Here is a 13,875-nt window from a genome sequence, read left to right as displayed (position 1 = left end):
GTGTCCTGTGTGAGGGCTTGGCCCCTGTGGTAGACGAGAACGACATACCTACCGGTTCCCTCACGAACCGGTCACGCACTCTCGACAGACCAATGTGAGAGGGGTCACCCTGTCATTCATCCACGCGGGGAGGCATGGATGGGCAGGAGCCGCAGAACACTTCCGGAGGAGCTTCTGCTGCTGGCATTGGACCCGGCCACGGGTACCACTGCACAGCCGCAGTCGCTCGACCTCGGTCTGGCCGGAGCACAGCTAGTGGAGCTGGCGCTGGCCGGACGGATAGCCCCAGACGGGGATCGTATCGCCGTGGTCGTACCACGGCCGACAGGAGATCCGACTCTGGACTGCGCGTTGGAGTTGCTGCGAAGGCGCGGCGCTCCGGTACGCGCTGTCCACTGGATCGGCGGGCCGCGTCTCGGGCTCCGCCAGGTCTACCTCTCGCATCTGGAGCGGTGCGGCATGGTCGCCGCCGTGCCGGGCCAGATGTGCGGGGTGTTGCCGACGACGCGGTACCAGGCGACGGACACCGCCATCAGCCGGGAGATCCGAGCCCGGCTGGACTCCGCGATCCGCACCGGCGTACCGCCGGACCCGCGGACCGCGGCGCTCGCCGCCCTGGCGCACGCCGTCGGGCTCGGCAAGCACCTGTATCCGGGGAACGAGGGGCGCTCGTCCCGGTCCCGGCTGCGGGACCTGATCCGGCACGACCCCATGGGCGGGCTCGTCGCCCACGCCGTCATGGACGTGCAGAACGGTGCGGCCGCCCAGCCGCGCCGCGGCCCGGCCTCGGCCGGCCGGCCGGCCACGCCCGGAGCCCGGGCCGTGGCGGAACCCGCACGCGGGGTTCCCATGCAGCCGCGTCACGGGTCCATGGCGCGCGCCGTGGCCCACTGAGCCGCAACCCCGTTCCCCACGAACCCGGTTCGGGAGCCGCTGGTCCGAGCGGGGCGGTGAGACCCCTGTGGTCCCACCGCCCCGCTCGACTGCGTCCGAGCGCCACGGCACGGGCGTCCCGGGTTCGGGCGGAAAAGGGGGACGGGAGTGCGGGGCGCGGGAGTTCGGGAGGTCAGGAGTTCGAGGGGCGCCGCATATCCGTCGTTTCCCAGCGGTAGAAGACACCTTGGTGGCAGTCTGCTCAACAGCAGATACGCAAAGTGTTAAGTAACAGGCAGGCAGCCGGAGGTGCACGTCCCGTGGCGTCCAATGTGAATCCCACCGTCAGGCGGCGCCGGCTGGGCCAGGAGTTGCGCAGGCTTCGCGAACTCAAGGGCATGACGGCCGAAGAGGTGGCGGAGCGGCTGCTCGTGTCGCAGTCGAAGATCAGCAGGCTGGAGAACGGCCGCAGAAGCATCAGCCAGCGCGATGTGCGCGACCTGTGCGGGGTCTACGAGGTCGAGGACCAGCGGATCGTCGATTCGCTGATGGAGATGGCCCGGGACTCGCGGCAGCAGGGGTGGTGGCACACCTTCGGTGACATCCCGTACAGCGTGTACATCGGCCTGGAGACCGACGCCGAGTCGCTGCGGGTGTACGAACCCCAGTTGGTGACCGGTCTGTTGCAGACCCGCGCCTACGCGGAGGCGCTGGTGCAGGGCGCGTTGCCGGAGACGTCGACGGCCGAGATCGAGAAGCGCGTCCAGGTGCGGATGCGGCGACAGGAACGTATCACCGCCGACCACAACCCGCTCCGGCTGTGGGTGGTGCTGGACGAGGCCGCGCTGCGCCGGGTCGTGGGCAGCAAGCTGGTGATGCGGGAACAGCTGGAGCACCTGATCGAGATGTCCCAGCTGCCGCACGTCACCGTGCAGGTGCTGCCCTTCGAGGTGGGCGCGCACCCGGGGCTCAACGGCCAGTACGCGATCCTGGAGTTCGCCGACGCGGCCGACTCCAGCGTGGTGTACCTGGAGGGCGTCACCAGCGACCTGTACCTGGAGAAGGCGCAGGACGTGCAGAAGTACGCCGTGATGTACGAACATCTGCGGGCACAGTCCCTCAATGTGGAAGCTTCCCGGCAATTCATCGCGGATGTGGCGAAAGCGTACGCCGACTGAGCCCGGATCACGGAGGGCGCGGGATCGTACACCGTGGGTACGTCTCAGTGGAAGGCTCGCCTGGAATATGCCATCCGGTTGAGTGAACGACTACTCCGCCGAGCGCGGTTGCCCGGTAGCGTCGATCACGCCAATCAGACGACATGGTTGGCGTGAACCGCACTACTGCAACTCGCAACAGGAGTGGACATGGCACTGATTCAGGGCGCTTCGGAGACGTGGATGAAGTCCTCTTATTCCGCGGGCAACGGCGCTTGCGTCGAGGTCAAGTCGCCCACCGCCGCCGAACTCGCCGTCCGCGACTCCAAGATCTCCGAGGGTCCGATCCTGGCCTTCCCCGCCGACGCGTGGAACGCCTTCGTGGCCTCGGTCAAGGCGTGAGGGGTTCCCCCTGACCCTGGCAGGAACAACTGCACAAGCACCACCAGAAGAGCCCTCTCGACCGGTCGCCGTCCTTGCCGAGAGGGCTCTGTGCTGGGCGGTGGCCCGCCCGGCTCAGCCGAGCTGGCCCTCGATCGCGGCGACGACCTCGGCCGACTCCGGCTCGGTCTGCGGGGAGAACCGCGCCACGACCCGGCCGTCCCGGCCGATCAGGAACTTCTCGAAGTTCCAGCGGATGTCGCCGCTGTGGCCCTCGGCGTCGGCGAAACCGACGAGCCGCTCGTACAGCGGGTGCCGGCCCTCGCCGTTCACCTCCACCTTCTCGGTGAGCGGGAAGGACACGCCGTACGTCGCCGAGCAGAACTCGGCGATCTCCTCGGCGCTGCCGGGCTCCTGCCCGAGGAACTGGTTGCAGGGCACGCCCAGCACGGTGAAGCCCTGCCCGGCGTACCGCTCCTGGAGCTTCTCCAGGCCGGAGTACTGCGGGGTCAGTCCGCACTTGGAGGCCACGTTCACGATGAGCACGGCCTTGCCCGCGAGCTGCGGCAGGTTCGCGGGACCGCCCTGGAGGGCCCCGATCTCGACGTCCAGCGGAGAGCCGTTGTGGTCAGTAGTGGTCATGCCCCGGATGCTAGCCCTGCCGGGCAACGGCCCCCTTGCCCGGCCTCGCCCCGGACGTCGTCACGGGCCGCCGTCCCCCTTGCCCGGCTTCGGCCCACCGGTCGTCACGGGCCGCCGTCCCCCTTGCCCGGCCTGGGCCCACCGGTCGTCACGGACCGCCGTCCGCCTTGCCCGGCCTCGACCAGGACGTCACCGGCCGCCGTCCGCGTGTACAGCACGGAACGCCCGGCGCGCCGGCGCTCCACCAGCCCCGCGTCCCGCAGCACCTTCAGATGGCGTCCCACCGAGCCGAGCCCCTGGCCGGTGACGGCGGTCAGGTGGCTGGTGCTCAAGGGCGAGTCGAGCAGGACCAGCACCCCGGCCCGGGCGGCCCCGAGCAGCGCGCCGAGGCTCGCCGGGACGGTCCGGTCGGTGACGTCGGCGAGGACGCCGGCGCACGGATAGATCACCGCGTACCGCTCGCCGTCGTCCCAGGACACCCAGCCGTGCCGTTGCGCGGTCACCGGCACGAAGAGCAGCTCGGCCCCGGAGATCTCGCGCGGCGGATACTCGTGCAGGTTGATCTGGAGCCGGTTCTCGCCGAGCCACCGGGTGCGTCCCGGCCGCAGCGAGTCCAGCGCGCTCACCCAGCCGCCCCGGCTCACCTGCGCGGTCCGCGCCACCACGTCCGCCTCCAGCACCCGCCGGCGCCGCCCCCAGTACGGCCGTACGGTCTCCTCCCACACCCGCTCCAGCAGCCCGGCCGCCCGCTCGGTCAGATCGTCCCGGTCCAGCTCGGCGGGGAGCGGACCGGCGAGGGAGGTGCGCAGATGGGCGCGGGCCGCGGCGGGCGCCACCGAGCGGACCCGGGCGACCTCCTCCGCGAACGCCTCCCCGTCCCGGGGGGCCGGGGTCAGGAAGTCGGCGATCCACTCCCGGCCCAGCCCGGCCCGCACCAGCAGCGCCGTCACCGGGTCGGCCGCCAGCCACGCCCGGTAGGCGGGCAGATGGGCCCGCAGCCACGCCTGCTCACCGGGATGGGCGCCCTCACCCGCGTGCAGCAGCTTCAGACAGGCGAACGTCTCGGCGAGCGGGGAGATGACGAACCGGCTGCGGGCCAGCGTATCCGCGTTGAGCTGCCACCATCCCACCGGCTCCCTCCCCAGGGCGCTGCGAACTTTCGCGCTGCCGCGAAACAATAACGAGAACGCGCCGGGCGGCCGAGACTCCCCGGCATGCCCGGCTACCGCGCTCTCCTCCGCACCCCCGAATTCACCCCCCTCTTCCTCGGCTCGGCCGCACAGACGGCCGCGCAGACCGTCGGCGGACTCGCCCTCGGCACGCTCGTGTTCCGCGCGACCGGCTCCCCGCTGCTGTCGGCGGTGAGCATGTTCGGCCCGTCGCTCGCCCAGGTGCTGGGCGCGACCTTCCTGCTGTCCGGCGCCGACCGGCTGCCCCCGCGCACCACCCTGGCGGCGATCGCGCTGACCTTCGCGGCCGGTACGGCGGTGCAGGCGCTGCCCGGCCTGCCGGTCGGCGCGGTCCTCGCCGTCGTCCTCACCCTGGGCCTGGTCGCCTCCCTCGGCGGCGGGGTCCGCTGGGGGCTGCTGAACGAGATCCTCGCCGAGGAGGGCTACCTGACGGGGCGATCGCTGTTCAACATGATGGGCGGCCTGATGCAGATCACCGGGTTCGCCACCGGCGGCGCCCTGCTGACCGCCCTCTCCCCGCAGACCTGCCTGCTCCTCGCGGCGGCCCTGTACCTGACCGCCGCGCTGGTCCTGCGCCTTGGCCTGACGGCCCGCCCACCCCGGGCCACGGGCCGTACCTCCCCCTCGGCGACCTGGCGCACCAACGCCCTGCTGTGGTCGTCCCGGCCGCGCCGCCTCACCTACCTGGGCCTGTGGCTGCCCAATGGCATGGTCGTCGGCTGCGAGTCCCTCTACGTGTCGTACGCGCCCCACGCGGCCGGCACCCTGTTCGCCTGCGCGGCGTTCGGCATGTTCGCCGGGGACGTCACGATCGGCCGCCTGCTGCCCGCCGCCCTGCGCGCGCGCCTGGCCACCCCGCTGCTGCTCCTGCTGGCGACGCCGTACCTGGTCTTCTGCGCACACCCGTCGCTGCCCGTCGCCGCGGCCTGTGCGACGGTGGCCTCCGTCGGCTTCGGCGCGAGCCTCGTGCAGCAGGAGCAGCTGATGGCGCTGACCCCCGGCGAACTCGCCGGGCACGCGCTGGGGCTGCACTCGGCCGGCATGCTGACCCTTCAGGGCGTGAGCGCGACGCTGGCCGGTGCGGTGGCCCAGCTCACCTCGCCCGCCGCGGCGATGACCGCGATGGCGGCGGGCTCGGTGTGCACGACGCTGGCGCTGGTCACCGCTGCTCGGCGGAGTCCGGTCCGTCCTGCTCCCGAGCCTGCGCCGGAACACTCCCCGTCCTGATCTCGGAGTCGATCTTCTGCACGGCCCGGTCGAAGTACCGCAGCAGCTCCACCGGGAACGGCATCACCAGCGTGGAGTTCTTCTCGGCGGCCACCTCCACGACCGTCTGCAACAGCCGCAGCTGCATGGCCTCCGGCGTGTCCGACATGATCCGTGAGGCGTTGGCGAGCTGCTGGGCGGCCTGGAACTCACCGTCCGCGGTGATGACCCGGGCCCGCCGCTCCCGCTCGGCCTCGGCCTGCCGGGACATGGACCGCTTCAGCGACTCGGGGAGCTGTACGTCCTTGATCTCGACCCGGTCGATGTGGACGCCCCAGCCGGCGGCCGGGCTGTCGATCATCAGCGCCAGTCCCTCGTGCAGCCGCTCCCGGTCGCTCAGCAGGTCGTCCAGGTCGCTCTTGCCGATGATGGAGCGCAGGGAGGACTGGGCGACCTGCCCGACGGCGAAGACGTAGTCCTGTACCTCGATGGCCGCGCGCACCGGGTCGGTGACGCGGAAGTAGACGACCGCGTCGACCTTCACCGACACGTTGTCCCGGGTGATGCCCTCCTGGGTGGGCACCGGCATGGTCACGATCTGCACGTTCACCTTGCGCATCCGGTCGGCGAACGGGATGAGGAAGGTGATGCCGGGCTGCCGGTGGGTGGGCAGCGCCTTGCCCCACCGGAAGACGACCCCGCGCTCCACCTGGTTGACGACCCGCATCCCGCTCTTCAGCACGAGCAGCAGAAGGCCGACGACCACCACTGCAACGACAGCGCCTTCCATGGCACTCCCCTCTCCGACGTGAACCGGACACCGGGGAGGACACCGGGGGGAGGGCCGCCGGATCCACCCGGCGCATCAGGAAACCGTAAAGAAGACGACCCCCGCCGAACCGAGTACGAGCGCCCCCTGCCGATGCCTGGTGCCGCCGATTCAAGTGGCCCCGGCAAGGCGCCCCTTGTGGTCCCCGCACGGCGGAGGGGCTCGGCCGGGGCGCGCGTGTACGATCACGGGATTGTCCTTACATGTACACGTAAAGGAATTCCTCGATGAAGCATCTCAAGGCCCTGCAAAGCGGCGCGGTGGGCGCCGCCGCCGTGGCCCTCCTGGCCGTCGGCACCACCACGGCCCAGGCCGACCCCGGCAACCCGACCGTCGGCTACGGCTACCCCGACCACGCACGCCAGGTCGCCTGCGTGCAGTTCTTCGTGAACTGGTACACCGGCATGCGCATCGAGGTGGACGGCAAGTTCGGTCCCCGGACCCAGCTCGGGGTCAAGCGCCTCCAAGACATCTCCAACCGCACCTGGGCCACCCAGGAACTCGCCGTCGACGGCGTCTTCGGCCCGCGCACCGGCCAGGTCGTCCTGACCCACGCGAAGAAGGACCGCGGGATGGACCAGTACAAGGCCGCGAGCTGCAGCCACGTCCTGCCGTCCTACAGCGTGGTCTACTGACCCGGCTCCGCCGCCGGTACATCAGCGGTTCCCGCGGGTCCAGGGGCATCGCCGCCGGGCGGGACGGGCGGTGGGCCGCGCCGTGGCGGAGGGCCCGGCCGGTGTGCCGCGCCGTGGCGGAGGGCCCGGCCGGTGTGCCGCGATGTGGCGGAGGGCCCGGCCGGTGTGCCGCGATGTGGCGGAGGGCCCGGCCGGTGTGCCGCGATGTGGCGGAGGGCCCGGCCGGTGTGCCGCGATGTGGCGGAGGGCCCGGCCGGTGTGCTGTCCGCCCGGTCGGCGCGCGGGCGTCCCGGAGGCGCGTCCCACGTAACCTCTTCCTGTGTCAGCCTCCCGCCTGCATCGCGTCGCCGTCCTCGTGCTGGAGGGCGCGAAGCCGCTCGATGTCGGCATTCCCGCGCAGGTCTTCACGACCCGCGCGAGCATGCCGTACGAGGTACGGGTGTGCGGGGCGGCACCCGGTCTCGTGACCGGCGGCGACGGCCTCGCGTACCACGTCGCCCACGGCCTCGACGCCCTGGCGTGGGCCGACATCGTCTTCGTCCCCGGGTACCGGTTCCCGGACCGCGACGACCCGCCGCGGGCCGTCGTCGACGCACTGATCGCCGCCCACGACCGGGGCGCGCGGCTCGCCGCCATCTCGACGGGCGCCTTCGCGCTCGCCGCCACGGGCCTGCTCGACGGCAGGCGCGCCACGACGCACTGGCACTACGCGCGGGCACTGATGGCGCGGCATCCGCTCGTCCAGGTCGACGAGAACGTGCTGTTCGTCGACGAGGGCAGCGTGCTCACCTCGGCCGGCGCCGCCTCCGGCATCGACCTGTGCCTGCACATCCTGCGCGGCGACCTCGGGGTGGCCGCGTCCAACCACGCGGCCCGGCGTCTGGTCGCCGCCCCCTACCGCAGCGGCGGCCAGGCCCAGTACGTGCCGCGCAGCGTCCCCGAGCCGCTCGGCGAGCGGTTCTCAGCCACCCGCGAGTGGGCGCTGCACCGGCTCGGCGACCCCCTCACCCTCGACATCCTGGCGCGGCAGGCCGGGGTCTCGCCGCGCACGTTCTCCCGGCGCTTCGTCGAGGAGACCGGCTACACGCCGATGCAGTGGGTGATGCGCGCCCGCATCGACCTGGCCCGCGAACTGCTGGAGCGCTCGCAGCGCAGCGTCGAACAGATCGCCGCCGACGTCGGGCTCGGCACCGGCGCCAACCTGCGCCTGCACTTCCAGCACATCCTCGGCACTAGACCGAGCGAGTACCGGCGCACCTTCACCCGGGGGGAGTGACCCGCCCGGCGCCACGGAGCGCTATGCAACGGGCCGTGGCGGGGCCGTGTCGGTGGTGAGGCCGTGTCGGTGGTGGGGCCTTGGCGGGGGCCGTGGCGGGATCCTTTTGAACCGTGGCGATCCCGCCACTGTCAGCGGCGGGAGCCACGGGCGAGCCTGGTGGCGCGAAGGGAAGGGACCTCACTCATGACTCGCATCGCCATCAACGGATTCGGCCGCATCGGACGCAATGTGCTGCGCGCACTGCTGGAGCGCGACAGCGCCCTCGAGATCGTCGCCGTCAACGACCTGACGGAGCCCGCCACTCTCGCCCGGCTGCTCGCCTACGACAGCACGGCCGGCCGGCTCGGGCGCCCGGTGACCGTCGACGGGGACGCCCTCGTCGTCGACGGCCGTCGGATCACGGTGCTGGCCGAGCGCGAGCCGGCGCAGCTGCCGTGGGCCGAACTCGGCGTCGACATCGTCCTGGAAGCCACCGGCCGCTTCACCTCGGCCAAGGCGGCCCGCGCCCACCTCGACGCGGGCGCGAAGAAGGTACTCGTCAGCGCGCCGTCGGACGGCGCCGACGTCACGCTCGCGTTCGGCGTCAACACCGATGCCTACGACCCGGCCCTGCACACGATCGTCTCGAACGCCTCCTGCACCACCAACGCGCTCGCACCGCTGGCCGCGGTCCTCGACGAACTCGCCGGAATCGAGCACGGGTTCATGACGACGGTGCACGCCTACACGCAGGAGCAGAACCTCCAGGACGGTCCGCACCGCGACGCCCGTCGCGCCCGGGCCGCCGGCGTCAACATCGTGCCGACCACGACCGGTGCCGCCAAGGCGATCGGCCTGGTGCTGCCGAACCTCGACGGCAAGCTGTCGGGCGACTCGATCCGCGTGCCGGTGCCGGTGGGCTCGATCGTCGAACTCAACACGACCGTCGCCCGCGACGTGACGCGCGACGACGTGCTGGCGGCGTACCGCGCCGCGGCGGAGGGGCCGCTCGCCGGCGTCCTCGAGTACTCGGAGGACCCGCTCGTCTCCTCCGACATCGTGGGCAACCCCGCCTCGTCGATCTTCGACTCGGCCCTCACCCGCGTCGACGGCCGCCACGTCAAGGTGGTCGCCTGGTACGACAACGAGTGGGGCTTCTCGAACCGCGTGATCGACACGCTCGAGTTCCTCACCACCCGCTGACCGCCCGCCACCCCGCCTCCGGCGACAGCGCCGGCACCCCCCTCCGGCGACAGCGTCGGACGACACGTCTTCCGGACGCCCAGGCCACCCAGCCGGACCGCCCAGCCGGGCCGCCCAACTGGGCCGGCCAACTGGGCCGGCCCGAGCGTCCGGTGGGCCGGGGGGCCTTGGGGGAGCGGCTCACGAGCAGGCCCCCGCCCGGCCGGGCGTTCACTCGTCCCCACTTACGGACGACAATGCGTTCGGCTGCAACCCGCCGGGCTCCTACTTCTATCTGGCTTCTATCCGGACGACCTCGGAAGCTCGACGGCTCGGCAGCCGCACGCCGCCTGTCGGCCATTCCGTGGAACACAGCCGCAGTTCCCGTCGGGACCTCCGCCTATGCCTATGCCTATGCCTATGCCATCGTGTCCGTCCATCTACTGCAAGCGTTTTGAATCTGCCGCAGAGAAATCTTCGACCGCTTCCACGGACCCTCGCCCATGATGTCCCGCTCTATGGCTTCTCTGAGACCCCTGACCAAGGCCACGCGAGTCGACGTGGGGAGCAGGCTGGTGCCTGTCAATTTGTATCCTGTATTGAGTCGGGTCCGCAGCATGCGATCAAGAGTATCCACCCTTTCCAGGGCCTCTCGTCTGAGATTTACCGCATTCGTGGACGCGATATCGACACGCAGTGCCTCGACGGTTCGGAACACTTCGGAAATCTCACCATCGATGGCAGTGCACAGCTTTCGGGTGCGCGCGGTCGCCTTGTTGACGGCAACGAGCAGGGCGAGGGACAGGCTGATCGTGATGGTCACACGAGGCGCGGTGTCCAGATGCTTGACGGCCGCGACCTCCAGCAACAGGCCGGCAGTGAGGCCCCATAGTGCGAAGCAGTGGAAGAACACTTCCGTGGCGACATGCAACCGGAGTTGCTCCAATGGCTTCTTCCAGTACCTGAACATCGATCGGGCGGCGACGAGTCGCACAGCGGCGGCAGCCATGACGACGAGGCCGGCGGCAGCAATACTGTGGCGCGCCAGGAGCTCCCAGACTGCAAGTGCGACACACATCCCACTGAGCGCAGAGTAGGTTGCAGTTTTTGTCCGGGCCCTCAGCCACTGCCAGGTCTGCCTCGACAGCTCCCTGAATTCAGGTGCCACAGCCGCGGCCACCGTACTGAGAATAACTCCCAGAATGGCGGTGAAGCTCGCGAGAATGCTAGCGGCGTCCCCTTCCCGGGAAGCATTGTAGAATGAGGGGATCGCTGTTACCGTGCCGCTGATGGCTGCTGCTATGCCCGCAGCCTGGAATGCCAGTGTGAGGCGCCGTCGAGGCTTACCTTTGCGGGGCTCGTCTCGGCCGTCCCCGCCTGGCGCAGCAATTCCTTCATTCGCAGAGGATCGGATTTGCTCGTCGCGTCTGCCGACTTCCTGTTCCGCCATGACATCCTCGCAACATGAAGCATGGAAGAACGTGGCCCACGTAGCCGTATCTCCAGGTTGCCATCGCCTCAGGGGTCATGCCAGTCGGCCATGGCAACGGTCCACGACCGTGCCACCTGTGTTCGCGGTGTACTCGGCCGCCGGTAAGCCGGCGCGCGGCGGTAGGGTTCGAGGAGACCGAGCGGGAGTGGATGTACCCATGGGCCTGGGCATCGTCGACAGGCGGCCGGCCTGTTCGCCGTCACCAACATCGACGACATCCTGGTCCTGTCGTTGTTCTTCGCCCAGGGTAAGGGACACCGCGGCCATGCTGGGCCAGTACCTCGGCTTCGCCGCCATCCTCGCCGCGTCCGTGGCCGCAGCGTTCGGCGCGACCTTCCTGCCCGAATCGGCCATCCCCTACCTCGGCTTTCTGCCGCTGGCACTCGGACTCGAGGCGGCCTGGCAGACCTGGAGGCACCGGGGCATCGAGGACGACGACCGGGCGGCGGAGGAGGGCGGCCCGAAAGCGCTGGAGGTCGCCGCGGTCACCTTCGCGAACGGTGGCGACAACATCGGTGTTTACGTCCCCGTGTTCGCCACAGCCGGTGTGGGCGGCATGAGCGTGTACGCCCTCGTCGCCCGTGTCGGTCGGAGGCTGCCGAGCTCAGCTCGCGTCTCCCCATAGGGCTTGCAGGTCCGCACAGCGGACGGTGATCGACGCGTCGGTGAGCGCGATCTCGTGCACGCAGCCGCCGTCCTCGTCCGGGAGGATCTCGTCGAGGAGTACGGTGTCGACCAGCATCCAGTCGATGGCGTGCTCATAGTCGATGGAGAAGTGCGTCACGCCTGAATAGCTGATGCGCAGCCCGGAGTCGTGCTTCCACTGATTGGGGGCGAATTCCAGAGTCAGCCCCCCGCCTTTGTCGGTGGCCACCTGAATACCGGACAACTCCAGGTCCTTGACACAGTGACTGTTGCCGTGCCCCAAAGCGTAATGCGCCGGATCGGACGCGAAGGCCCAAGCTCCAGCTGGCAATTTGTCGCGGAGCTTGGGGAGTTCGGCCAGATAAGCCCTCGGATCCACGAAGAACCCGCCGTCGTCCCAGACGGCCGTGACGTACTTCATTTGCAACCTTCCGCGGCGAGAGGCGGTCGCCTCCGCTTGTCTCCGGTGATGTCCTCGGTCCCCTTGGGGCCGATGCGGCCGACTTTCCGCAGTTCGTAGATCTCGGGTCATCACGGTGAGGACCGGCGAGGCCGGTGACGGCTGACTTTGCCCGATGTCCTCGTACCCCCACGACTCGTAGAGCGCATGGACCCTTCCGTCCCCAGCGGCCGGCTTGCCCATGAGCGTGACGTACGGCTCGTCGCGTGTGGCGAGGAGGGCGTCGTGGATCCGGCGGGCGGCGCCCGTCTTCCGCCAGGTCGGAGCCCGAGCCCGACGACGCGAAGCATCCCGGCCCGGAGGCCATGCCGGTGATGCTGATCCGGTGGGAGGACTTTCGGAGATCAACTCTCCGTCCGCTCACGCAAACGGCCCCGGACGAAGAGTCCGAGGCCGAGCAGGAGCCCTCCCTGGGGAAGAAACCCCAGGTCAGAGCGGAAACGCATTGTGCCCCCGGCAGGATTCGAACCTGCGACACCCGCTTTAGGAGATCATCTCGGCGATGTAGTGATCAGCGTTGTGACTCTCTCCGCCTGCTCGGGATGGTGTGGGGCTGGTTCTCCAGATACGGCATCGTGCGCCGGCGTTGCCGTCAAGAAGTGCCGTCAACCTGAGGAGGCAAGGTGGCATGCAACGGCACACGCCACCTTGAATCAGCCGCGCTGCGGCCCCATCGCCACGCGACCAGCCCGATTCCTTCCATGGCAGATTGTTGCGAAGTGATCAGCCTGCGCCACTCTTGGGTAGAGGGTTCTGCTGGACTCCCGGCGCTTGCTGGATATGCACTGGCGTGTTGTTCTTGATGCCGAGGCGGGAAGGATCCTTCTCGTAGGGGGCTACTGCTTCTTTCCCCTGTTCATCAGCATAGACGTCAACAATTCTGGCACACGTGAATGTCGTGCCTACGGCACCTGGAAGCGCTGAGCCGACTTCCCAAATCATCGTTTTGGTGTCGCCGCCTTGCGCTGCTTGAACATAGGCTTCGCCAGCGTTGATCCACTTTACGACCCTGTAAGCGTTCTCCACATCTTTCGGTATCTCCCCACCGGGGAGCACTCTTAGTGTGCATTTCAATGCTTGTGTGAGTACCGGTGACAGGTTCTGCGTCTTGCCGTTGGCGTCGGAGGAGGACCCCTTCGGCTGCTGCCCCTGATCTCCGCCGAGCGCGTAGAACGGGACCTTGTTGTCGGCATCCCCGCGACTGTGCGAGTTACCTGTGTCCGTGTTCGGGTGACCAACGTCCATGCCGCCATTGTCGGAGGGCGGGCTCAGATGGTCGTTGGTGTCGCTGGGCTGGTGGGCGGTGTACGTGCCATCGCCACTCTGGTCGTTGGTGTCGCTGGGCTGGTGGGCGGTGTACGTGCCATCGCCACTCTGGTCGTTGGTGTCGCTGGGCTGGTGGGCGGTGTACGTGCCATCGCCACTCTGGTCGTTCGTGTCGCTGGGCTGCTGACCGATGCCCGTGCCATCGCCACTCTGGTCGGCGGTTCCCGAGCCTGAGTCGTTTCCTCCGCTGTCAGTGGAGGTATCGGAACCGCCGGAGTCCGACTCTTGATCGCTACCGCCCGGGTCGTCCCTGGGCATTTGCTGTGTCGGCACAGAAGACTGGTTGGCTGCTATGGCTGTAGGGGCACCTACGGAAATGAGAAGCGCGCTACTGATGCAGGAAGCGCGGATAATCCGGGGGAGTCGCCCCCGGGCCGTGGTGCTCATGATGACTCCGTGAGCGCGTAATGCTTGCACTAGGTGCGGATGCGCTGTGGCCGCTTAGGGCTCATCTATTGAAAGGGGTACGGCTTGGGTGCCAGTCCCAAAAGGGGTACGGTCCCGGGCCCCGTGCAGACAATTTTATCCGTCCTGCTCTGTCATTATATGGGCCTTTCGGTCCATGTGTTCGGAGAGTGGCCCGGCGAGGCGAGCGCCCG

14 protein-coding genes and 1 pseudogene are annotated in these 13,875 nt (G+C 69.3%); 8 read left to right on the top strand and 7 right to left on the bottom strand.

Annotated features, from left to right (window positions below):
* Positions 1 to 138: 138 nt before the first annotated feature.
* The 3 genes from JK361_RS22905 to JK361_RS22895 all read left to right on the top strand — a co-directional run bounded on the left by JK361_RS22905 (position 139) and on the right by JK361_RS22895 (position 2,432).
* On the top strand, positions 139 to 894 hold the full coding sequence (locus tag JK361_RS22905; protein WP_201821212.1) for a GOLPH3/VPS74 family protein: 756 nt from the start codon (positions 139 to 141) through the stop codon (positions 892 to 894).
* A gap of 299 nt (positions 895 to 1,193) precedes the next feature.
* Positions 1,194 to 2,051: a helix-turn-helix domain-containing protein gene (locus tag JK361_RS22900; protein ID WP_201821210.1), complete on the top strand. Its 858-nt coding sequence runs from the start codon at positions 1,194 to 1,196 to the stop codon at positions 2,049 to 2,051.
* Positions 2,052 to 2,240: 189 nt separating this feature from the next.
* Complete coding sequence (locus JK361_RS22895; protein WP_201821208.1) at positions 2,241 to 2,432, top strand: DUF397 domain-containing protein; 192 nt, start codon at positions 2,241 to 2,243, stop codon at positions 2,430 to 2,432.
* Between the two features lie 114 nt (positions 2,433 to 2,546).
* On the opposite strand, the gene JK361_RS22890 is transcribed toward JK361_RS22895, so the two are convergent.
* A complete protein-coding gene (locus tag JK361_RS22890) occupies positions 2,547 to 3,053 on the bottom strand; it encodes a glutathione peroxidase (RefSeq protein ID WP_236053386.1) in 507 nt (168 codons plus the stop codon).
* A 104-nt stretch (positions 3,054 to 3,157) separates the two neighbouring features.
* Positions 3,158 to 4,183 (bottom strand): ArsR/SmtB family transcription factor, encoded by a 1,026-nt coding sequence (locus JK361_RS22885; RefSeq protein WP_201821206.1) that lies wholly within the window; start codon positions 4,181 to 4,183, stop codon positions 3,158 to 3,160.
* Positions 4,184 to 4,267: 84 nt separating this feature from the next.
* On the opposite strand from JK361_RS22885, the gene JK361_RS22880 reads away from it, so the two are divergent.
* Positions 4,268 to 5,470: an MFS transporter gene (locus tag JK361_RS22880; RefSeq protein WP_201821203.1), complete on the top strand. Its 1,203-nt coding sequence runs from the start codon at positions 4,268 to 4,270 to the stop codon at positions 5,468 to 5,470.
* Here JK361_RS22880 and JK361_RS22875 read toward each other — a convergent pair.
* The gene (locus JK361_RS22875) at positions 5,403 to 6,239 is read right to left on the bottom strand and encodes a slipin family protein (RefSeq protein ID WP_201821201.1); all 837 of its coding nucleotides are present in this window, start codon (positions 6,237 to 6,239) and stop codon (positions 5,403 to 5,405) included. The two genes, JK361_RS22880 and JK361_RS22875, sit on opposite strands and share 68 nt — an antisense overlap.
* Before the next feature lie 266 nt (positions 6,240 to 6,505).
* Between JK361_RS22875 and JK361_RS22870 the strand changes: the two genes are divergently transcribed.
* The 3 genes from JK361_RS22870 (at position 6,506) to gap (ending at position 9,374) form a co-directional block, all read left to right on the top strand.
* Positions 6,506 to 6,913 carry a peptidoglycan-binding domain-containing protein gene (locus JK361_RS22870; protein ID WP_201821198.1) on the top strand — a complete coding sequence of 136 codons (408 nt, stop codon included), beginning with the start codon at positions 6,506 to 6,508 and terminating at the stop codon, positions 6,911 to 6,913.
* A 319-nt stretch (positions 6,914 to 7,232) separates the two neighbouring features.
* Positions 7,233 to 8,189, top strand: coding sequence for a GlxA family transcriptional regulator (locus JK361_RS22865; protein WP_201821197.1), 957 nt, complete (start codon positions 7,233 to 7,235; stop codon positions 8,187 to 8,189).
* 186 nt (positions 8,190 to 8,375) lie between these two features.
* The gene (gene gap / locus JK361_RS22860) at positions 8,376 to 9,374 is read left to right on the top strand and encodes a type I glyceraldehyde-3-phosphate dehydrogenase (protein WP_201821196.1); all 999 of its coding nucleotides are present in this window, start codon (positions 8,376 to 8,378) and stop codon (positions 9,372 to 9,374) included.
* Positions 9,375 to 9,771: 397 nt separating this feature from the next.
* Here the strand turns inward: gap and JK361_RS22855 are convergent, their stop codons facing one another.
* Positions 9,772 to 10,803, bottom strand: coding sequence for a hypothetical protein (locus JK361_RS22855; RefSeq protein WP_201821191.1), 1,032 nt, complete (start codon positions 10,801 to 10,803; stop codon positions 9,772 to 9,774).
* Between the two features lie 307 nt (positions 10,804 to 11,110).
* Here JK361_RS22855 and JK361_RS22850 point away from each other — a divergent pair, with 307 nt between their 5' ends.
* Entirely contained in the window at positions 11,111 to 11,470 is a 360-nt protein-coding gene (locus JK361_RS22850; RefSeq protein WP_236053385.1) for a cadmium resistance transporter, read from the top strand.
* Here the strand turns inward: JK361_RS22850 and JK361_RS22845 are convergent.
* The 3 genes and pseudogenes from JK361_RS22845 to JK361_RS22840 form a co-directional block, all read right to left on the bottom strand.
* Entirely contained in the window at positions 11,450 to 11,911 is a 462-nt protein-coding gene (locus JK361_RS22845; protein ID WP_201821189.1) for a hypothetical protein, read from the bottom strand. The genes JK361_RS22850 and JK361_RS22845 overlap by 21 nt on opposite strands.
* A 102-nt stretch (positions 11,912 to 12,013) precedes the next feature.
* A pseudogene (locus JK361_RS41365) lies at positions 12,014 to 12,214 on the bottom strand (GNAT family N-acetyltransferase); the annotation flags it as partial.
* Between the two features lie 459 nt (positions 12,215 to 12,673).
* Positions 12,674 to 13,663 carry a hypothetical protein gene (locus JK361_RS22840; protein WP_201821187.1) on the bottom strand — a complete coding sequence of 330 codons (990 nt, stop codon included), beginning with the start codon at positions 13,661 to 13,663 and terminating at the stop codon, positions 12,674 to 12,676.
* Positions 13,664 to 13,875: the final 212 nt, after the last annotated feature.

Source organism: Streptomyces musisoli, assembly GCF_016741855.1.
GTDB classification, from domain to species: domain Bacteria; phylum Actinomycetota; class Actinomycetes; order Streptomycetales; family Streptomycetaceae; genus Streptomyces; species Streptomyces musisoli.
Note: the sequence above shows the minus strand (reverse complement) of the source record. Positions and strands in the feature narration are given on the sequence as shown.

Coding starts and splice junctions, on each gene's coding strand:
- JK361_RS22870 (WP_201821198.1), top strand. CDS start 6,506: ATGAAGCATCTCAAGGCCCTGCAAAGCGGCGCGGTGGGCGCCGCCGCC.
- JK361_RS22895 (WP_201821208.1), top strand. CDS start 2,241: ATGGCACTGATTCAGGGCGCTTCGGAGACGTGGATGAAGTCCTCTTAT.
- JK361_RS22880 (WP_201821203.1), top strand. CDS start 4,268: ATGCCCGGCTACCGCGCTCTCCTCCGCACCCCCGAATTCACCCCCCTC.
- JK361_RS22905 (WP_201821212.1), top strand. CDS start 139: ATGGGCAGGAGCCGCAGAACACTTCCGGAGGAGCTTCTGCTGCTGGCA.
- JK361_RS22875 (WP_201821201.1), bottom strand. CDS start 6,239: ATGGAAGGCGCTGTCGTTGCAGTGGTGGTCGTCGGCCTTCTGCTGCTC.
- JK361_RS22845 (WP_201821189.1), bottom strand. CDS start 11,911: ATGAAGTACGTCACGGCCGTCTGGGACGACGGCGGGTTCTTCGTGGAT.
- JK361_RS22855 (WP_201821191.1), bottom strand. CDS start 10,803: ATGGCGGAACAGGAAGTCGGCAGACGCGACGAGCAAATCCGATCCTCT.
- JK361_RS22850 (WP_236053385.1), top strand. CDS start 11,111: ATGCTGGGCCAGTACCTCGGCTTCGCCGCCATCCTCGCCGCGTCCGTG.
- JK361_RS22840 (WP_201821187.1), bottom strand. CDS start 13,663: ATGAGCACCACGGCCCGGGGGCGACTCCCCCGGATTATCCGCGCTTCC.
- JK361_RS22890 (WP_236053386.1), bottom strand. CDS start 3,053: ATGACCACTACTGACCACAACGGCTCTCCGCTGGACGTCGAGATCGGG.
- gap (WP_201821196.1), top strand. CDS start 8,376: ATGACTCGCATCGCCATCAACGGATTCGGCCGCATCGGACGCAATGTG.